Source organism: Paracnuella aquatica (assembly GCF_003332885.2).
In the GTDB taxonomy this organism is placed as follows: Bacteria; Bacteroidota; Bacteroidia; order Chitinophagales; family Chitinophagaceae; genus Flavisolibacter; species Flavisolibacter aquaticus.
Genome location: NZ_QOWJ01000001.1, coordinates 1,082,277 through 1,102,410 on the forward strand (window position 1 = coordinate 1,082,277; position 20,134 = coordinate 1,102,410).

The window sequence follows — 20,134 nt, forward strand, 5'->3', positions numbered from 1 at the left end:
AACGGCACTAAAAAGGCGCAACCTTTAGCTTTTCTGCCAGTTCGCGTAAATCTTTTACCACTGCGGCATGCAGCGGAATTCCGGCAGCCATCCGTTCCTTTTCCATATCCCGCTCCAGGTCGCCCGGAATGAGCACGGGCTGCGCCGCATCGGCCGGTGTGGCATTGCGGAAACGCCGGATCCAGTTGTCCATATGTTGTTTAAATTCTTCCGCCGGACGAAACGCATCGACCCGCATGGCGCCGAAGAAATGGCCCAATCCTTCGCCGGGCATATTTAGTGGCATGGGCACATACGCCGGGAACGGCGGCGCCCATGGGCCATAAGAAGCACCGCTTAAAACTGCCGAAAAAATATCAACAATCGATCCCAACGCATATCCCTTGTGGCTGCCATGTTCACGATCGCTGCCAAGGGGTAGTAATGCTCCACCAGTTTTTAGCGCATGTGCATCAACGGTAGTTTGGCCGTCTTTATCCTGCACCCAACCTGTTGGTGCTTCGCCGCCTTTGCGTTGCAAAATTTCAAGCTTGCCGTTGGCAGCAGTTGTAGTGGCCATATCGGCTACAAACGGTGGCTCCTCGCCTGCCGGGATGGCTACGCAAATGGGATTGGTGCCCAACATTCGTTCTATCGAAAAAGTTGGTGCCACTAGCGCACTGGCATTGGTCATCGAGATGCCGATCATATCATGCTCCAACGCCATCATGGCGTGGTAGCCAGCAATGCCATAATGGTTGCTGTTCTTTACACTCACCCAACCGGTGCCGGCAACCTTTGCTTTATCAATGGCGATTTGCATCGCCTTCGGCGCTACAACCAAGCCCAAGCCTTTATCGCCATCAACCGTCGCCGTTGAAGGTGTTTCATGTACAATGCGCACATCAGGGGTTGGATTGATGCGGCCCGCTTCGTACAGCCGCACGTAGCCCGTAAGCCGTGCTACGCCATGCGAATCAATTCCGCGAACATCAGCCGACAGCAACACTTTTGTAGCCAGTGCTGCATCCGCTTCAGGGCAGCCAATGGACAGGAAAACGGAGTGTGTAAAGCGATATAATTCTTCGTAGGAGATCAACGTTTCGGACATGGCGCAAAAGTATAACAGAACCAGTGATTTGTGGGATGGGAAAGGATTGGGATGAATAAAGTCAACGAGCTTCGTTCTATTTTAAAGCATTCTGTAAGCGGGCCGCAAAACGCAGAACGCGATACCGCTAATAAGCGATCCTTAAAATCCTTTCCCATCCCACAAATCACTGGTTCCCGGCGTTCCAATGCATTACCTTTCGTTGAAAATAACTTTCGTTCGCAAGCAGGCAGGGTGCTGCGGCGCGGAAACCAAATAAGGCATCTTCCACCACTGGTTTTTTGTTGCGTACCGATTCAAAAAAATTGAGGTGGTGATCGAGCCGTTCGTCGTAGCCCTGTGGTGCGTTGAACTTGATCGGCTCGCCTTTAATTTTCTTTTTGTCCGCTTCACTCCAACGCTGGTTGTAAGCGGCAATGATTTGCTCCTGCGCTGCTTTCGGGTATGTGTCCAAGGAATCCCAGCCACCGTAGCCTGGCGCTTTAGGCAGCTTGTTTTGGTGCACTGTAATGCCGCTCCAGCCAAAATCAATCGAGCCATCAGAGCCGTAAAAACGTACCCGGCTATCATCGGGGCGTTCGCCGCCCGATGCAAAATTTACTTTGAGCAATACCTGGAACGCCGGGTGCTGCGGCGTGGCGCCGTATTCCATCACGCCGGTCATTACATCGGGCACATTGCGGCCGTCTTTCCAATACGATATATCGCCGCTGGCAAATATGCGGTTGGGCCCATGCGAGCCCGTAATAAAATGAATGCCGGTGAGCAAGTGCACAAATAGGTCGCCGGCCACACCGGTGCCGTGTTCGCGGTAGTTGCGCCACCAGAAAAATTGTTTGGGGTCGTAGGGTGCAGATGGATTTTGCCGGTTAAACCGCTTCCAATCTACTGTTTGCGGTGAGCCGTCGAGTGGCATGGTATATTGCCAGGCGCCCAGCGCATCGTGCCGGTCGAAGGAGGCTTCAATGCAGTTGAGCGTACCGATGACGCCCTGGTTGTACAACTCTTTTGCTTTGGCATAAACGATGGAAGAGATGCGCTGGCTTCCTACCTGCAAGATGCCGCCAGTTTCCTTTTGCACTTTGATCATGCTGCGGCCCTGGTCGATGTGCTGCATCATGGGCTTTTCGCAATACACGGCTTTGCCCGTGCGCAGCGCTTCGTTGGTGATCACATCGTGCCAGTTGTCGGAAGTGCACACAAACACGGCGTCGATGTCTTTTCGGTCGAGCAGTGCAGCGTAGTTTTGGGTTGTAAAGATGGCGTTACCGAAGATCTCTTTCGCCCGTTCGAGGTGGCCGGTGTAAAGGTCGCAAACAGCGCCGATGGACACGCCGGGCACTTTGGCCGCGGTGCGGGCATTGGCCAGTCCCATGATGCCAAAACCAATTATACCCACACGAATGTTATCGTTAGCGCCGTAGTGGCGTTCGTAAGGCAAAATGCGGCTTTCCAGTTCGCTGTCGGGAATGTTGGCTAGTGAAGCAATAGGCAGCAACAGGGATGCGTTGCCCAGGTTTTTGAGAAACTTTCGGCGGGATGACATGGCAAGTTCGTTTGCCCTAATTTAAGGATATTATGGCAGTGCTGATTACTATAAAAACAAGCAGCTCGCCATTTGCTAAATAGTGTTACTGAACGTACAAGTGAGTGACACAACAGGCGCTAAACAGAAATACTGTAGCCGGCTAAAAAATAATGGGCATAAAAAAGCCCCCGGTGCGGGGGCTTTATGGAGAAAATGAATTTCCATTAGAATGGCAGGTCGTCTACCTGGTCGGCACCAATGCCGCTGGAAGCAGGAACTTCGTTGCGGTTGTTGTTGTAAGCAGGTGCGCCGGAATCTTGCTGACCATAAGATGAAGGTCCGCCGGCCTGGTTGTTTTCGCGGCCGCCCAGCAATTGTACATCGCGAACACGCATGGAAAGCGTGGCGCCGCTGGTGCCGTCGTTGCGGGTAAATGTGCGTACCTCGGGGGTGCCTTCTACAAATACCTGCTGGCCTTTGGTGAGGTAGGGCGCAACGGCCGTGCGGTCGGTCCAGTAAGCGCAATCAACCCAGGTTGTTTTTTCCTGGTTGTTGCCCTGGCTGTCCCGGAATTTTTCGGAATGTGCCACCGTAAAGTTGATCACATTCTTCCCGTTAACCGTGTTTACCACACAGTCTTTTCCCAAACGTCCGATAACTTGCAATTTGATCATAGTACTCAGTATTAAGCCCACAAGATACAGTTATTAGCCACAGTGGTGCAAGTATTTTGGTTAAAAAAATTAGCATTTTTCCACATTTAATCAACTTTCAAACACAGCAATTAGGGTACAAAAAAGCGGCAGGTGTTGGCGTGCCGCTTTAAGGTAATTTCTAAATAAAATCTGCTGGTAAAGAAATTAGGAATCCAATCCCCTGCCTGTTTTATGTTGCAGTTCGTCGATCTTTTTCGAAGCTTCCGCTTTCGATATTTCCTCGTCAAATTCCTCCCCGGCCTCGCTGGACAAGGTTTTCAGGTAAGAGCGCTGTGCGCCGGTCATGGGTTCGTCGCCGGTTACCCAATCGGCGGGATCTTTTTCTGTGTTGTCGCCCCGCAGGCCGCTTGCCGTTTCATCTGCTACCTTGTTCTCTTTTCCCTCGCGGCCATTTTCAGCACTGTTATTTCGTTCGTTTTTCATGCTAATTATTTTAGCTAAATGAAAACAAAGAGCAGGCCAGAAACGGCATCCCGGTTTTTTTAAAACTTCAACACTTCCCAATATACTTTCTTGGGTTGCAGGTTGCGGTCGAACAGCAGCGGGTGATCTTTGCGGCCACGCACCGGGAAGTTGTCGAGCCAGGTAAAGCGGTCGGAAATATTCCAGAACGTAACGCTGGAAATGTTTTTGCGGTATTTGCGGAACAACTCAAAACTCATTTTGTACACGTCGATCTGCTGTTGCTCTTTTTGTGGGGTAAACGCGGTGTCGCTGTCCGATGGCCTGCGTTCGCGGGCACTGTGTTCTTTTGGATACACCGAAATATCGAGCTCCGTGATGTGCATTTGCAAACCCAGTGCAGCAAAGTCTTTCAGCGTGCTTTCCAATTGCGGACGGGTGGGCTCATTTATCGCCCAATGTGCCTGCAGGCCCACACCATGGATGGGTATGCCGGCCGCCTTCAGGCTGTTGACCAGGCGGATAATTTTTGCCCGTTTTACCGGGTTGATCTCATCATAATCGTTGTAAAAAAGCAGGGCTTTTGGGTCGGCCTCATGTGCCCACTGGAATGCCTTGGCAATATACTCTTCTCCGCAGATCTGGTACCACAGCGATGGCCGCAGGTATTCATCGGGTTTGTCGGAGATGGCTTCGTTCACCACATCCCATGCGTATACCGTGCCCTTGTAGCGGTTGACTACTGTGGTAATATGGTGCTTCATCCGCTGCAGCAGCACTTCTTTGCTCACCTGCCCACCAGCCGAATCTTTAAAGATCCAGGCTGGCGCCTGTGTATGCCACACCAGCGTGTGGCCGCGCAGCTTCATGCTGTTGCGTTTGGCAAATGCGGCGACCGAATCAGCATCACGCCAATTGAACTCGCCTTCCCGCGGATGGATCGGTCCCATCTTCATGGCATTCTCCGGAGTCATGCTGTTGAATTCTTTTTTCACAAGGTCGCCTTGTTCGGTTGCTAATGCCCGCGGACTAACGGCCACGCCTATGGGAAAATAAGCTTTGTAATAATCCTTCAGTCCTTTTTGCTGTGCAAAACCTGTAGCAGCAACAGCGGCTACGCATGCAGTTAAAATCAGTTTCTTCATGTTGGAATGATGCGCCCAATGCGATGCGGCGTATGCATCAAATAAATGCCGCCGAAGCCCACTGGGCTTGGTTTTTGGTTAAAAGTTGCGCTATTATTTTTTTGTAAAATACCGTTTGGCAAATGGCAAAAAGTACTGCCAGTTGGGGCCCGTTGTGTGCCCGCCGCTATGCTGGCGAAATGCAATGTCACCGTCGGCAATCAACGTTTCCTGTGGTGGAAATTCGGTGGTGCCCATATCCCTTTTACCCAACAGGCGGTATACCGGCCCGGCATGAACGCCGGCTAAAAACATGCCCCGTGCATCAATCCACTGCCCTTCCACCGTTGGCGATCCCACACTAATGAACACCGGCCTTGGCGCACAAAGTGCCAGCAGTTGGTGTGCATCCACTGGCAGATCGTTGGGGGTGAGCGGGCCTGCATATTTTATAAAATTGCCGGCAAACCAATGGTATTCAGCCGAGGATGCGAGGTTCTCGACCTGCTCGCCAAATACACGTCGCAGAATTTTTAACCCACCCGCACCGGACGATCCGATAAAACCCACTTTGATGCGTGGCTCGTAAGCCATGGCTACAACGGCCGCCTTGCCATAGCGCGACAAACCTTCGATGGCTACGTTTGTTGCATCCAGCGATTTGTCGTTTTCAAAATAATCAATGGCGCGGCTGGCGCCCCAGGCCCATGCCCGCAATGCACCCCAATCATCGGGTTTGCGCGGCTGACCTTTATTTACCAAACCAATAATGCCTTCGGTGAGGCCAGCACCATTATCGGCCTGGAAAGAAGTAGGTACCAGCACCGCGGCGGCCCAGCCCATTTCCAGCACCTGTTCCTGCCAGCTTTTTTGTACCGGCGTACCGGCAGGCGGTGGCGGCATGCGGAAACCAGCGGGGAACACAAAGCCAAATTCAAGCACCACAGGTACAGCACCAGTTGCAATTTTCGGTTTCAAAATCGACATTTGCATGTCCACTTTTATCTGCGGGTAACTGGAGTTATCTACATGACCAACCAGTTGCTGCTCGACTGCGGCAATGCTTCCGATCATAGTGTCTTTTGTCGCGGTTACCTCCCATTTAACGCCGGGTGTTTTGGCAGGCACACGGCCATAAATTTCGCGGTCAAATGCTTCTACTATTTGCGGCCGGCGGCTTTTCCACCAGGTATTTGCATTGGTTACTTTTTTGCCATTGGCCAGCATCAGCGGGTCGGGCAGCGACGTGTATTGTGTGGCTTTACTTTCATCCGAGTTTGCCGCGTTGGGCGCCTGCGGGTTGCCCGAAGGGCCGGGCCTTGTAGCCTTGATATTGAGCTGCGCCAGCATTTGTTTGTAATCTTCGTCCGTCTTCTTTTGTTGTGCGGCCGCGGCTGCGGTGCGGGTTTGCCAGTCACGAATGTGTTCGGCCACATCAATCATCGGCGCTACCCAAATATCTTGCTCCACCTCTTTCAGGTATTGCAGCAATTGCCGGTGCGCCGGCAGCGATACATCCAGCCCATTGCCGCCACCTACACCATGAAACAAAATTACCAGCAAGGAATTTTTCGCCATTGCTTCTTTAACCCATGCAATCATTTGCTCGCCGGTGTGCCCCGCCACCATGTAGCAATCCACATCGTACAAGTCCACGTTTTGAATGGGCCGCATTTGGTTGCGCACTGCACGGGCCGCTACAAAGTCAGGTTTCAACTCATTGATAAACGACACGTCGCCGATCTTCATATCGCCGCAGGTGTAGGCAAATGTGCGCCTTGTTTTACCGTCCAGCGCCTGCAGCAATACGTTGGTGGCGCGGGTTTCGTCCACCATTCGCTTTACCGTGTATTTTGTCAGATCGTAATCGGCCGGAACCCATTCCCTGCCGGCTCCGCCATTGCAAGGATGGTACATGGTATGGTTGCCCAGTTCGTGCCCACGTGTAGCCACATTGCGCCATTGTGGCAAGCGTTTTTGCATGGACGGCGAAAAACCGGTAACATAAAAAGTTGCTTTCAATTGCAGCGAATCGAGCAGGGGCAATGCGTTGTCAAGGTGCTGGTCGATGGCATCATCGTAAGTGAGCACCACAGCTGCTTTTTTACCACGCCAAGGTGCATTGAATTGGGCACTGCTGTGCAATGCAGCAGCAAGGAGAACAAGCAATGAAATTTTCTTCATGGTTGCGTATCGTTAGTTGCCGATAGTATCGGCTATCGTTTTTTTATAAATATGGCACACAGCAACACAATGCATTGCGCAGGGCACCATGCATTGTGTATTGTTTGCAAGAAAAATTTATTCAAACGTGTTTACTGAGTAGCAGGCGCATTGCCAGCACCTTCCTTATCGGTGCGGAACGGTGCTGCCGGCAGGCCTTCCTTGTTGTACAAGTTGGCCAGGTGCGGATTGTCGGCCCAGGCATAACGCACATACTGCGGCTGCGGCACTTTGCTGTTCCACAATACCACACTGTTGCCTTCGATGCGGGCATCGGCCCAAACAAATTTTTTGTTGGCGCCGGCAATGGCAAATCCGCCCGGTGCATCGCCATCTTTTGTAACCAACCCGCTGCCGGTATGGTCGAAACGAATCACCATTGAATCGCCGCGTTTATCGGCCGCGGCAAAACGCGGTCCCGAATATACCAACGATTCGCCGTACACCAGGTTGCGTGCAACCAATGCAGCCCTGTTGCCGATGGTTCCTTTGCCTCCGGGGTGTATATCGTTCCATGCACCAAGGTCGATGGTTACCACCAGACCTGTGTTGGGCATTTTTGCAGTGGCTTCCTGCGCTTCCCGCATTTGTGCCCAACCGCTTTCTGCCGGCAGGTAATCGTATTCCATAAAATTGGGCAGTTGCACCAGCACAAACGGCAGATCGGCACGGCGCCATTTGCTGCGCCAATCGGCCACAAATGCAGGCATCAACTGCGCATATTCGTCAGGGTTACCCGCATTGCTTTCGCCCTGATACCAGAGCACGCCTTTGATGGCATATGGCGTAAGTGGTGCCACCATTGCATTGTACAATGCAGTGGGCGAATTTTGTACGGAAATACCGGGCACTGATCGGAACGGCGTAAACACCTCTCCTACTTTATACTGCCAGTAACCGGTTAAATCCAATTCCTGTCCACCAACCGAAAGAGCGTAAGGTTTGTCCGGAACAAAGCCACCTTTGCCACCCGAGTTGGTGATGCGCACTGTAATCACATTTTTCCCTGGCTTCAATAGATCGGCCGGAACGGTATAACGGCGCTGCGGATATTGGTACCCAGTCTGGCCCACCAGCTTTCCGTTGATGTATGCTGCATCGGCATCAACAATGCGGCCGAGGTACAACATACCTGCAGTACCGATCATTGATTGCGGCACTTCTATTTCTTTGCGGTACCACACCACGCCATCAAGGTTACGCAGTCCTGCATCTTCCCAAAAACCGGGCAGATGAATGCGCTGCCAGCCCTTCGGCTGATACGCTGGTTCAAACCATTTCGGCGACGCGAGCATGCCTTTGTCCTGCCGGCCACGTTGTTGCAGCGGAGCATTGGCGGCATCGGCCTGGCGGTTGCGGCCATTTACATAAGCTGTGTCTTTGTTTTGCTGCACCAAAGCGGCCCATTTAGGCAGCGCCTTTAGGCCTTCTTCGCTGGTCCAGGCTTCCACAGGGGTGCCGCCCACCGAGGCGTTGATGATGCCAATGGGTACTTTGTGTTGTTCCCATATGTTTTTGGCAAAAAAATACGCGACGACTGAAAATTGGCCAATGTTTTCGCGGCCAGCCCATCTCCAGTTTCCCGCCGGAAGGTCGTCTTCAGGACCGGTAAGAACAGAACGGTTGGGCACCCAAAACTGGCGGATCTGCGGGTTGGCCGCTTCCGCATATTCTGACGGATACTCGCCTTTGTGCAGCTCCATTTGGTGCACCATGTTCGACTGGCCCGCACACAGCCAAACATCGCCAATGAGGATATCTTTTAGGGTGATGCGGTTGCTGCCGGAAATGGTCATGTTATGCGGACCGCCGGCTTTCTGCGGCGGCAGCACTACCTGCCATTTTTTGTCGTGGCCGGTAACGGCGCGGTATGTTTTGTTGCCAAATTTTACCTGCACCTTTTCGCCCGGCGATGCCCAGCCCCATATCTTCAGGGGCTGCGACCGCTGCAGCACCATGCTGTCGCGTACCAGGCGTGGTAATTTCACCTGCGCAACAGATGACAGGGCACACAATAACAAGCCGGATAAAGCAACCGCTTTGATGCGCATCACCGTTTATTTTTTACCTGTAAGGATTGATGGTTTCGATGGTGCCGTCTTCGTTGTGCACCAGCTCTGTTACTTTCACCGAACGCAGGTGTGTAACGCCTTTCGACAAACTTGAATCGTGGTAAAACAGGTACCATTTGCCTTCATATTCCGCAATGGAATGATGGCTGGTCCAGCCTACAACGGGGTTTAGCACATTGCCTTTATGCGTAAACGGACCGTATGGATTATCGCCAACTGCGTAAGCAATAAAATGCGTATCGCCAGTGGAATAAGTAAAGTAATATTTGCCGTTGTATTTGTGCACCCACGAAGCTTCAAAAAAGCGGCGATCCGCATCGCCTTGCAGCAGCGGGTTGCCTGCTTCATCCACAATCAACACGTCTTTTGGTGCTTCTGCAAATTGCAGCAAATCATCTATCAGCCGTGCCACTTTTCCGCACAATGCAGGTTCGTTATCGGCAGGTAAGAATGCAAACGGGCTTTCCGCTTGTTCTCCATTGAAGCTACCGTTTCGCCAGCGTTGCAACTGGCCGCCCCAAATACCGCCAAAGTACATGTAGTAGCTACCGTCATCATCTTTAAATACAGCCGGATCAATGGAAAAACTTCCTTCAATAGGTTTTGCCTGCGGCGTAAATGGACCTGTTGGCGAAGAGCTTGTAGCTACACCAATCCGGAAAATGCCGTCGTAATCTTTTGCCGGGAAAAACAGGTAATAGGTGCCGTCTTTCTCATGTGCATCCGGCGCCCACATCTGGCGTTCAGCCCAGGGCACATCCGACACATGCAACGCCACACCATGGTCGGTGGCTTCGCCATCGGGCCGGTCCATCGAAAGCACATGGTAATCTTCCATGGCAAAATGGCTACCCAGATCATCGAATGCTTCACCGGCATCAATGTCGTGTGAAGGATAAATGTAAATTTTCCCATCGAACACATGCGCCGACGGATCGGCAGTGTAAATATGTTGTACCAGCGGCTGTGAAATCGCCTTTTTATTCAGTTCTTCAAAGTCGATGTGGTCAATGCTATCTTCTGGCATAAAAGATTTTTTAAAGGATGAATAAATGAAGATTAAGCAGCGCGGCGTTGTGCCAGGTCGCGTTCAATCTGCAGTTCTTTTTGCTTGTTTATTTCATAAAAGGCCAGGAGGCCCACCGCTACAAAAAACGGAATGGATGGAAACACGGAGATCAGCATTTTGGTGCCATGTATCGCGGAGTCAGATTGTCCCACGGTGGAGTCGGCAACATAGTTGTAAGCACCCAAGATCCACGACACCAGCGAGCTACCGATGCTCAGGCCAGCCTTTAATCCCACCATCATGGCCGAGAAAATAATGGCCGTTGCACGGCGGTTGTTTTTCCATTCGCTAAAGTCGGCAACGTCGGCAATCATCGTCCACAAAATAGGGGTACTGATGCCGTAGAAAAACCCGTGCAGCACCTGCGTTCCAAAAATGAGTCCGATGGATTTTGGCGGAAAGAAATAAAAGAACACGAGGAATAAAGTTGAGATAAACAGCGACGCCATGAAGGTGTTGCGCTTTCCGTATTTGTTGGCAAACCATTGCGAGATCATGATGCCCACAAGACCTACCAATATACCGCCACCGTTAAACACACCCAATCCCAACGAAGTATCATTTTCAAACTCGGGCAGGAAAGCTTTGAACGGTTGTAAAAATGCACCGAGTTCGGCTTTGTCTACATAGTTTTCAAAATAGTACACATAAGACCCACCCTTCATTGCCAGCGTGATGAACACCAGTGTAGTTACCACCAACATGATCACCCAAGGCTTGTTGCGAAACAGGTCGGACAAATCTTCCTTCAAGCTGGATTTCTGCTCCGGCTTTGGAACGATCCGCTCCCTTGTTGTCAGGAAGCAGATGATCAACATGATGGTGCCGATGATGGACAACAACGTCATTACTTTAGAGATACCAATCGCTTTTGCTTCAATGCTGGTACCGCCGCCTGCTTTGATGATGAAGTTGTACATGAACACCTGCACAAAAAACTGTGCAAACATCACGGCAACAAAACGGTAAGCACCAATGCTGTTGCGTTCTTTCATATCGCCGGTGATCACACCGCTCAATGCAGAATAAGGCAGGTTGTTTGCGGCATACAACAGGAGCAGCAATGCATACGTAACAATGGCATACATCACTTTGCCGGCGTATGAGAAATCAGGCGTACGAAATGCCAGCAGCGATACTATGCCGAGTGGCACAGCAGTCCACAAAATCCACGGCCTGAACTTACCCCACCGCGACCTGGTCCTATCGGCAATAGCACCCATGATCGGGTTGAATGCAAAAGCCGCTACCAAGCCTACTACCAGCGTCAATAGCGATGCATGTTCGGGCTTTAAACCATAGATGTTGAGGTAGTAATAAGCGATCCAGGTAACGAGTGTTTGAAACACCAGGTTGGCCGCCAGATCACCGAGGCTATAACCTACTTTTTCAAGGACGGATAGTTTTTGTGAACTGCTGTTCATCACTGTTTTGTTTTGTTAGTATTGGTTAAATTAAAATGCTTTCTGACCGGCAGCGGTTGCACCGGTTTTGGTAGCAATAACACTGTAAAATGCGGGCTTGGGTTTGAAGTTGCGATCGAACAGCAGCGGGTAGTTGGTACGTCCGCGGATTGGCCAGTCGTTCAGCCATGATTGACCATCGTTCACACCCCAAAAAGTAACACGTTCAATTTTATCCTGGTATTTCAGGAACAGGCGGAACAGGTCTTCATATCCCTTGGTCAAATTCGCCTGCATGGAATCGGGTAAACCGGCTGCATACGGATTCATACGTTCGCTGTTGGCTGCAGTGCGGTTTACGTCGGCAATGTTGCCATCCCATGGGTTGGGCAGCACGCCCAGGTCCAGTTCGGTAAACGCCACCTGGATGCCCAGCGCCGAAAACTCCTGTATGCTTTCTTCAATGTTTTTCAACGGTACATCGTAAGCACGCCAGTGGCCCTGGATGCCCACGCCATCAATGCGTACACCTGCTGCTTGGATCTTTTTGATCAGGCGAATGGCACCAGCACGCTTCTTCGGTTCTTCGATGTTATAGTCGTTGTAATACAGCTTTGAATTGGGCGAAGCTTTTTGTGCCAGGCGGAACGCTTCTACTACAAAATCTTCGCCGAGAGTATTGAGGAAAACCGATTTACGCATGGTGCCATCTTCTTCCAGCGCTTCGTTTACCACATCCCATGAATATACTTTACCATCGTAGCGCCCGGCAATGGTGTTGATGTGTTCGGTCATAAACATCCGTACCGAATCGGCGCTTTTCATGCGGCGCATAAATGGCGGCAACTGGCTGTGCCAGATCAGTGTATGCGCATTGATCTGGATGTTATTTTTTTTGCCGTATTCAACCAGTTTATCGGCCAGGTCAAAATTGTAGCGGCCCCATTCGGGATGCATCACTTCAGCCTTCATGATGTTCTCCGGTGTAATGGCATTGAACTGCTGCGGCACCAATGCGGCGGCACCTGCATCTTTACCTTCGATCTGGTCGGCATTGAGTGCCGTTCCAATGACAAATTCCTTTTTAAATACTTCTTTCAGCGATGGTGTTCCGGCAGTAGTGGTTGCCTTTCTTGAACTGCTGCAACCTGCGGCTAAAATGCCGGCACAGGCTACAGACAAAAGCATGTATGACTTCTTCATACTATATGGTTATTTATTGTGTACAATCGTTTCCTGAGGTCCCAGATAAGAAGGCTTTAGGCCGCCAAAGTCAATCACCAGCTTTTGCAATACTACACCCGGCGCAATAGCAGCATAACTAACAGTACGCTTACCCGCGTTTTCAACCTTAAATGTAGCACGTTTGACGATAACATTGTCGCTTACCCACTTGTTCCAGATACCACTGATGCTGTTTTTATCTTCCTTGTTCAACGAAATGACTTGTGGCGTTGCACCATCAACCGATACCGCAAATTCTAATCCTTCGTCTCTGTTGTGAAAATTGAGCGTTGGCGAAAAATAAAGATGCACCGTTACTTCGCCCGAACTGGTGCTGTAAAAATCGTAGGATACAGTGGCGTTGTTAGCGCCGGGCTGTCCCCATTTTGTTACCGGGAAGGTAGTGATGCCTGAACCCGTGCGGCCAATATCAGGAACTACGCCCCACTGCATTCCGTTGGCGCCAACAGCTTTCGTCCAGTTGGCAGCTTCAATTGACACCACACCATTTTGCTCGTAAAACACGGGGCCTTTTACACCAGCAGGCACCAGATTTTTCGGAGATGTTGCAACGGCTTCAGCAACAGCAACAGGACTTGCCGCGGCAGTGCCGTTGGTTACATATTTTACCTCGGGCATTTTGTTTACTTCCGGCTGTTGCCAGTACGTGTAGCCGATATGTGTTTGGCTCATCATGCCGTTCCATTTGCCGCCCGAAATGCCTTTATGATAATGCAGCGTGATCAACGAATCGTTGATGTAATATTCTTTTGCCTTGTCGGCAAATGCATTAGCAGCGGAATTATTTTGCGCTGCATAAAAACGATTGAGCGCCACTGCATGATACATCTGGTGCAGGTTGGCCATTGCTTTGATGGGGTGCAGCACCAATTGGAAATATGCGTCGCGGTAGGCCACTGGCAATGCCTGCTCCACCGCTTCGCTTTGTTGCAACAGCGTTGTCCATTCGGCCACTACCCTTTCCCACTCGCCATAGTTTTGCAGGCTGTAAGTAGCCGCATCCAGCAACTCAGGTTTACGGCGGGCACTGATCTGTGCATACTGCCGCAGCAGTTTACCAATGGCTACTGACTGTGTATTGCCAAAATTTTGCGCAGCCCACGATGTATAGTAAGTCAATAAATTTTCCTGGTTCCACTCTTCCGGGTTCCATGCATAATCAAGGAAAAAAGAGGTAGGCAATTCCATGGGTTTGATGTCGCCCACATTCACGATCCATATCTGGCGGGCACCGTACTCCCATGCCAGGTGCATTTGCTCCCACACACGGGAAAGATTATTTGTGTTGAGCCATTTGTAGTTGCGTGGACCGCCCACATAATCGAAGTGGTAGTAAATACCATAGCCGCCGCTGCGTTTCTTTTCATCAAGCTTTGGCAGCTTGCGCAGGTTGCCCCAGTTATCATCTGCCAACAACAAGGTTACATCATCGGGTACCCGCATGCCTTTGTCATAATAGTCCTGCACTTCTTTATACAACGCCCAAAGTTGTGGCGTTTGGGAAGCAGGCTTGCCCGATACATCAGCAATGATCTTGCGCTGGTCGGCTACAATCCGCTCCAGCAGCGCTGTTGCGGTTTCGCGGCTCATGGGCTCGTCGCCGTCGCCACGCATGCCCACGCTGACAATTTTTTCGTTGGTGGCACGCTGCATGCCGCCGCGCCAAAACTCCTGCAGCTTTACGGCGTTGCTATCGTAGTTCCATTTGCCTTGTCCAAAACGGCGCCATTCATCGTGTGCCCGCATCAGCGGTTCATGGTGCGATGTACCAATCACTACACCGTATGCATCGGCCACTTCAATGTTCTTTGGATCATCGTCGTAAAATGCGCTGCCCCACATGGCGGGCCACAGGTAGTTGCCTTTGAGCCGCAACACCAATTCAAAAACCTTTTCGTAAAATTTATGGTTGAAGCCACCAAATTGTTCTTTGCTCCAGGAAGAAAGCGCAGGCGCTTCATCGTTGATAAAAATACCACGGTACTTTACTTTTGGCGCATCGGTAAATGGGCCCCCTTTTACAAAAATTTCAGTACGCTTTTTCGCTGGTACATCGGCCCAGTAATACCAGGGCGAAACACCCATTTGTTTTGATAATTCAAACACGCCATACGCAGCACCACGGCGGTCGGCACCGGCTATTACCAGTGCACTTTCCACACCGGAAAAAGGTTGTTGCACCATTTGTATGTGGTAGCCTTCCCATTTCCCTTTCAACGCTGCCAGGTTGAGCTTTTTTTGCTGTACCAGTTGCTGCAGCAATAGGGATTTATCCATTGCACCTACCAGTATGATGTTTTTTGCACCTGCGCTTGTTTTGTTGACCAATGCAGGTTGCACGCCGCTAACCGCGGCAATATCTTTTTGCAATAGTTGCGCAGCCCTTTGTACCAACTCGTGGTCTTGTGCATCTACCAAAATGGTTGCACTGCGCCCCGATGCAACTAGGGTGAACACATCTTTGCCCGCTTTATCCGCCAGAAATTCCTGTGCCCCAACAGTGGCGGCACATACCATAAATATGAACAGCAATACGGTTGTCTTCATGCCCGTTGATTTGTGCAGGAGTTTTGGCTGTATCGACTAAAAATTTTGCACTAACGATTAAAACCCGATGGAGTTGCCACCGTCTACAGGCAGCACCACACCTGTGATGTAGCCTGCTGCATCAGATGCCAGGAACAGCGCCGCTTCGCCAATGTCGGACGGTTTGCCCATCACACCCATCGGTGTGCGGCCCATCACTTTTGCTTTGCGTTCAGGATCATTGTTCAGGGCTTTTGCCGACATATCTGTAGCAATAAAACCAGGTGCAATGCAATTGACGCGAATGCCTTTCGGCGAAAGTTCAACCGCCATAGCGCGGGTCATGCCTTCAATAGCCGATTTTGATGCGGTGTATGCAATTACTTTTGGAATGCCGTATTGCGAAGCCATCGAAGATATATTGATGATGGAACCACCGCCTTGCTGCAGCATGAGTTTCACCACTTCGCGGGACAGTGTAAAAACAGCCGACACATTCGTAGTCAATATTGTTTGAAAATCTGTATCGGTTACATCCAGAAATTCTTTTTTCATATTGATGCCGGCATTGTTCACCAAGGCATCAATGGGTCCAAATTGTTCTCCCAAGCTTTTCACTAGCTCCGGGATTGCGGTGAGGTCGCTTAAATCGGCGGAAACTGTTTGGCACAATTCGCCCATGCCATCCTTCGCCGCAGCCAGCTTTTGCGCATCACGACCAACAATAATCGTTTGCCAACCTGCTGCTACAAATTTTTGTGCTATGGCCAACCCGATGCCCGATCCACCACCGGTTACAACAACCGTTTTCGATGTACTTGTTTTCATAAAACAGAATAGTGTACAGCCGTTGGCTGCACTGAATTATTAATATGGCATTTGTTTGAACCACGGAGCCAGTTGTGGCATGGAGTAACACGGTTTAAATCTTGCGTTACTCTTATTACTTAAGGCTCCGTGGTTTTTATAAAAGATCTACTTATAAGTATTGTAATGCATTTAAATAACTAGCGCTTACCCATTGCCCGGTGCGTACGGAAACTTCAGGCTTTTGTAATACTCCAACGTTTTTGCTGGTTGCTCGTACTGTGCAGGAATAGGCATTCCGGAGAATGTCTGGAAATATAGCAGGCAGGCATCGCGCCACCATACGGCTTCCTCTTCCTGCACAGCCAGCAACATCCGCACATGTTCAAATCGTTCTGGATCTATTTGGTTTTTCATTGTCGTCCATGTCTTTTGCATGTCCCGCACTTCGGCCACGCCTTTGTTGTAACGGTAGCACAATTCATCCCACAGCGTACGGCCAGTATTCAATTGTTCTTTCCAACCTACGTGGTGAAACCAAAGCAGCAGGTCGTTGGGAACGGTAGTACGGTTGCCCCACAATTGCTGCAATTCCGGCGCATATTGCTCCAGTGCATTGCTGCCGCTTTTGGTGCGGTCAAAACCAATTCCCTGTTTGTCGGCTTTATGAAAATAAACCGGGTTCCAGTCGGCGCGGGGTGCTTTATCCCACCACGGCGCAGGACCATAATGGTGCCCATAGCCCATGATGTGCGCCAATCCCAATGGCGTCATATAATCCACCATCGTTTGGTGCGACGACATGAGCATGTTGTTGATGGGCCGCACCACAGCTGCATTGTTCGAAAAAGTTTGACGGGTCCACTCGTCGGCAATGGCAGCGGCAGTAAGCTGGTGATCCCATGCCAGGCGGCCAAACAGGTACCAGTTGGATTGACCAAACAAGTGGCCCGTCCAGTTGCGGTCGTTACCAATGTTGGTTACACCTGCAATACCCGAAACACGATGATTGTCAAGCGTTCCGTCGATCACTTTGGCAACAGTCGAACCTTTGCCTTTTGCATACGTATCGGCATCGAGTATCTCTTTATACAACGGGCCCTGGTAAACCAAATGCGTTGCCTGACCCAGGTACTCCTGTGTCATCTGGAACTCCATCATCATCGGTGTTTTAGGCATCGCACCAAACAGCGGATGAAAAGGTTCGCGGGGTTGAAAATCGAGTGCTCCATTTTTTACCTGCACCAACACATTGTCGCGGAACGAACCGTCTAATGGCTTGAATTCTGAATACGCTTGTTTGATGCGGTCTTCAGGCGTTTCGTTGCTGTACACGAATGCACGCCACATCACAATGCCGCCATGCGGTGCAACGGCATCAGCCAGCAGGTTGGCGCCATCAGCGTGATTACGGCCATAGTTCTGCGGGCCGGGTTGGCCTTCTGAGTTGGCTTTTACCAGGTAGCCGCCAAAGTCGGGAATGTAGCTGTAAACTTCTTTTGTTTTGTCTTTCCACCATTGCTGCACTTGCGGATCCAGCGGGTCTGCGGTTTTCAAACCACCAATTTCCACCGGCGCACTAAAACGTGCCGTCAAGTAGACGCGGATGCCATAAGGCCTAAAAACATCGGCCAGCGCTGCTACTTTTTTCAGGTAAGCAGGTGTCAGCACCAATGCGTTTGCATTTACGTTGGTCAATACAGTGCCATTGATGCCGATGGACGCATTTGCCCGTGCATAGTCTTTATAACGTGGATCAATGTACCCTGGCAGGCGGTGCCAGTCCCACAGCGAAAAACCAGCGTAGCCACGTTCAACAGTACGATCCAAGTTATCCCAATGGTTTAAAATACGGCGCTGCAGCTTTGGTGCTGAAACAATAGAGAGGTTGTTGATGTTGGCACCGGTTTGCAACAGGCGCAGGTAATGAAACACGCCATATAGTACACCGGCGTCTTCATTGGCGGTGATTACAGTTACTTTTTTACCACCGCTGGTTGTTGTTTGAATGACAAAACCTTCGGCACCTAAATTTTGCAAACCTTTCAGCTTCATGGATGCAATGGCCGGGAGTGACTTTGGCGTGCCCACCACCAGCGAATTTGCGGCTATGCCTGCCTGTGAGGCCATCGTTTTTTGCAACAGCCCGTTCAGGCCGTTGGTCAGCTCCTCTTTTGCAGCGGCCAGCACCGGCGATGGAGTTGGAAAATAGACTCCGGAAACAGCGCTGCGGTACTGCTGCAAGAGCGTTGCGTTTGCTACTTTATCGTACCGAAGCCATAACCGATAACCATCCTCGCTGTGGGCTGCCAGGGCAACCAGACAAAAAACTAAGCTGAATAATTTTTTCATTCCTGCAGGAAATTTCGTTTTGAAATAACGGGCTGCTAACTACTACACCCGCTGTATTGCGCTTAAACTGTTTACTGTTTCTTTTGTGGCTCCTCACCTTTCTTCCGCATCGACGAGCCACGCACCACCAGTGCCGAATGCAGCAAGATGGTATTGGTAGCGGCAATGCTGCCATCGCCGGAAAGGTGCTGGATCAGGTTGCGTGCCGCAACGGTGCCCATTTCATAACCCGGATAATCGATGGTGGTGAGGTTGGGTTCCACCACCGTGCTAACAGGATCGTTGTTAAAACCAACAACAGCGATATCTTCCGGTATCCGCACACCTGCAGCCTTCAATGCAACCACGCAGGCAGCCGCACAGTTATCGTTGGTAAAAAAAATACCGTCGGGCAGCGGGTCCATTTGCAATATGGCGGTGGCTGCATTGCGGCCGTCTTCTTGCCGCAGGTTACCGATCAATACATCGTCCTGGGTAAAAGGCAAACCAGCTTCGGCCAATGCCTGCTTATAGCCTTCCAGCCGCTCCACGTACACATTTTGCTTGAGCGGCGCCGTTACATGCACAATGTGCCGGCAACCCTGCTCCAGCATGTGGCGGGTAGCATCGTAGGCCGCTTTCCGGTTGTCGATCTGCACCCGGGTACAACCCTGGTGCTCCATCACGCGGTCGAAAAATATGAGTGGAATTTTCTTTTGTAAAAACGCATCAAAATGCGACAGGTCTTCGGTGTCGAAAGCGAGTGATGCCATTAAGCCATCTACCCTACTCTCTAGCAATGCAGTTGCGTTTGCCTTTTCTTTTTGCGCCTGCTCCGACGACTGGCATATAATAAGGCGATACCCATGACTGGCAGCGGTGTCTTCCATACCGGCAATCACGGTGCTGATAAAGTTGCTATCGAGCCGTTGTACAATTACTCCCAATGTATGCGACTGCCGGCTGCGCAGGTTGCGTGCAAAACGATTGGTGCGGTAACCAATTTGTTCGGCCAGATCAAAAATGCGCTTCTTTGTTTTTTTACTGATGGCGGGATGATCCTGCAATCCGCGGCTGACTGTTGCAGGAGAAATTTTAAGCAGTTCCGCAAGATCATAAATAGTAACCTCTTTTTCCATGTTGATGGCTTGGTGGCAGCCAAAGAATTCAGCGGAGCTGCTGAGTTATATGGCTTTTTGCTGCAATCGGTTGCACTTGTAAATACTGGATAAATATAGGCTGAAACGGTGTAAAAAAAAATTTTTTATGCAATCGGTTGCATAATTGAAAAACTGTACGATATTAGCCGAGGCGGAGGATACTCCATCCCCGTTATTAACGATTGAATATGTCTGTGAAATGCATACTTCCCATTTGCGGCACATGCCTTTTCGCTTTCCTTACCGAACGAAAAAAAAGCATGCTGACCCCGCACCAAAAGATCCCGCTGCCACTTTACTAGTAACAATCGTCTTTATAATAATGATACCAGGTTTGCTCTTCTAAACCTGTCCGTCATTTTTCCCCTGACCTACCGAATATGCATAACCGAAAAAACTAAATGCCGGTTATTGAACGATGCTCTCTTCACTGTTTTT

At 50.5% G+C, this 20,134-nt stretch carries 14 protein-coding genes; all 14 read right to left on the reverse strand.

Annotated features, from left to right (window positions below; translation table 11 throughout):
* Window positions 1-7 precede the first annotated feature (7 nt).
* Window positions 8-1,090 (reverse strand): Ldh family oxidoreductase, encoded by a 1,083-nt coding sequence (locus DRJ53_RS04560; RefSeq protein ID WP_114234349.1) that lies wholly within the window; start codon window positions 1,088-1,090, stop codon window positions 8-10.
* Between the two features lie 166 nt (window positions 1,091-1,256).
* Window positions 1,257-2,636: a Gfo/Idh/MocA family protein gene (locus DRJ53_RS04565; RefSeq protein ID WP_114234350.1), complete on the reverse strand. Its 1,380-nt coding sequence runs from the start codon at window positions 2,634-2,636 to the stop codon at window positions 1,257-1,259.
* Window positions 2,637-2,842: 206 nt separating this feature from the next.
* Entirely contained in the window at window positions 2,843-3,292 is a 450-nt protein-coding gene (locus tag DRJ53_RS04570; protein ID WP_114234351.1) for a single-stranded DNA-binding protein, read from the reverse strand.
* Window positions 3,293-3,478: 186 nt separating this feature from the next.
* Complete coding sequence (locus DRJ53_RS04575; RefSeq protein ID WP_114234352.1) at window positions 3,479-3,757, reverse strand: DUF3072 domain-containing protein; 279 nt, start codon at window positions 3,755-3,757, stop codon at window positions 3,479-3,481.
* A gap of 59 nt (window positions 3,758-3,816) precedes the next feature.
* Window positions 3,817-4,881, reverse strand: a complete 1,065-nt coding sequence (locus DRJ53_RS04580; RefSeq protein ID WP_114234353.1) for an endo-1,4-beta-xylanase — start codon at window positions 4,879-4,881, stop codon at window positions 3,817-3,819.
* A gap of 93 nt (window positions 4,882-4,974) precedes the next feature.
* The gene (locus DRJ53_RS21515) at window positions 4,975-7,044 is read right to left on the reverse strand and encodes a polysaccharide deacetylase family protein (protein WP_206609713.1); all 2,070 of its coding nucleotides are present in this window, start codon (window positions 7,042-7,044) and stop codon (window positions 4,975-4,977) included.
* Between the two features lie 131 nt (window positions 7,045-7,175).
* The gene (locus DRJ53_RS04595; protein ID WP_114234354.1) at window positions 7,176-9,134 is read right to left on the reverse strand and encodes a sialate O-acetylesterase; all 1,959 of its coding nucleotides are present in this window, start codon (window positions 9,132-9,134) and stop codon (window positions 7,176-7,178) included.
* Between the two features lie 13 nt (window positions 9,135-9,147).
* Window positions 9,148-10,182 (reverse strand): glycoside hydrolase family 43 protein, encoded by a 1,035-nt coding sequence (locus tag DRJ53_RS04600; protein ID WP_114234355.1) that lies wholly within the window; start codon window positions 10,180-10,182, stop codon window positions 9,148-9,150.
* 32 nt (window positions 10,183-10,214) lie between these two features.
* Window positions 10,215-11,648, reverse strand: coding sequence for an MFS transporter (locus DRJ53_RS04605; protein ID WP_114234356.1), 1,434 nt, complete (start codon window positions 11,646-11,648; stop codon window positions 10,215-10,217).
* Between the two features lie 30 nt (window positions 11,649-11,678).
* Window positions 11,679-12,830: an endo-1,4-beta-xylanase gene (locus tag DRJ53_RS04610; RefSeq protein WP_114234357.1), complete on the reverse strand. Its 1,152-nt coding sequence runs from the start codon at window positions 12,828-12,830 to the stop codon at window positions 11,679-11,681.
* Between the two features lie 9 nt (window positions 12,831-12,839).
* Window positions 12,840-15,419: a glycosyl hydrolase 115 family protein gene (locus DRJ53_RS04615; RefSeq protein WP_114234358.1), complete on the reverse strand. Its 2,580-nt coding sequence runs from the start codon at window positions 15,417-15,419 to the stop codon at window positions 12,840-12,842.
* 57 nt (window positions 15,420-15,476) lie between these two features.
* Window positions 15,477-16,226, reverse strand: a complete 750-nt coding sequence (locus tag DRJ53_RS04620; protein ID WP_114234359.1) for an SDR family NAD(P)-dependent oxidoreductase — start codon at window positions 16,224-16,226, stop codon at window positions 15,477-15,479.
* Window positions 16,227-16,412: 186 nt separating this feature from the next.
* A complete protein-coding gene (locus DRJ53_RS04625; RefSeq protein ID WP_114234360.1) occupies window positions 16,413-18,557 on the reverse strand; it encodes an alpha-glucuronidase family glycosyl hydrolase in 2,145 nt (714 codons plus the stop codon).
* Between the two features lie 71 nt (window positions 18,558-18,628).
* A complete protein-coding gene (locus DRJ53_RS04630) occupies window positions 18,629-19,675 on the reverse strand; it encodes a LacI family DNA-binding transcriptional regulator (protein ID WP_114234361.1) in 1,047 nt (348 codons plus the stop codon).
* Window positions 19,676-20,134 lie beyond the last annotated feature (459 nt).

Coding starts and splice junctions, on each gene's coding strand:
- DRJ53_RS04620 (WP_114234359.1), bottom strand. CDS start 16,226: ATGAAAACAAGTACATCGAAAACGGTTGTTGTAACCGGTGGTGGATCG.
- DRJ53_RS04625 (WP_114234360.1), bottom strand. CDS start 18,557: ATGAAAAAATTATTCAGCTTAGTTTTTTGTCTGGTTGCCCTGGCAGCC.
- DRJ53_RS04600 (WP_114234355.1), bottom strand. CDS start 10,182: ATGCCAGAAGATAGCATTGACCACATCGACTTTGAAGAACTGAATAAA.
- DRJ53_RS04605 (WP_114234356.1), bottom strand. CDS start 11,648: ATGAACAGCAGTTCACAAAAACTATCCGTCCTTGAAAAAGTAGGTTAT.
- DRJ53_RS21515 (WP_206609713.1), bottom strand. CDS start 7,044: ATGAAGAAAATTTCATTGCTTGTTCTCCTTGCTGCTGCATTGCACAGC.
- DRJ53_RS04580 (WP_114234353.1), bottom strand. CDS start 4,881: ATGAAGAAACTGATTTTAACTGCATGCGTAGCCGCTGTTGCTGCTACA.
- DRJ53_RS04570 (WP_114234351.1), bottom strand. CDS start 3,292: ATGATCAAATTGCAAGTTATCGGACGTTTGGGAAAAGACTGTGTGGTA.
- DRJ53_RS04615 (WP_114234358.1), bottom strand. CDS start 15,419: ATGAAGACAACCGTATTGCTGTTCATATTTATGGTATGTGCCGCCACT.
- DRJ53_RS04575 (WP_114234352.1), bottom strand. CDS start 3,757: ATGAAAAACGAACGAAATAACAGTGCTGAAAATGGCCGCGAGGGAAAA.
- DRJ53_RS04595 (WP_114234354.1), bottom strand. CDS start 9,134: ATGCGCATCAAAGCGGTTGCTTTATCCGGCTTGTTATTGTGTGCCCTG.
- DRJ53_RS04630 (WP_114234361.1), bottom strand. CDS start 19,675: ATGGAAAAAGAGGTTACTATTTATGATCTTGCGGAACTGCTTAAAATT.
- DRJ53_RS04565 (WP_114234350.1), bottom strand. CDS start 2,636: ATGTCATCCCGCCGAAAGTTTCTCAAAAACCTGGGCAACGCATCCCTG.
- DRJ53_RS04610 (WP_114234357.1), bottom strand. CDS start 12,830: ATGAAGAAGTCATACATGCTTTTGTCTGTAGCCTGTGCCGGCATTTTA.
- DRJ53_RS04560 (WP_114234349.1), bottom strand. CDS start 1,090: ATGTCCGAAACGTTGATCTCCTACGAAGAATTATATCGCTTTACACAC.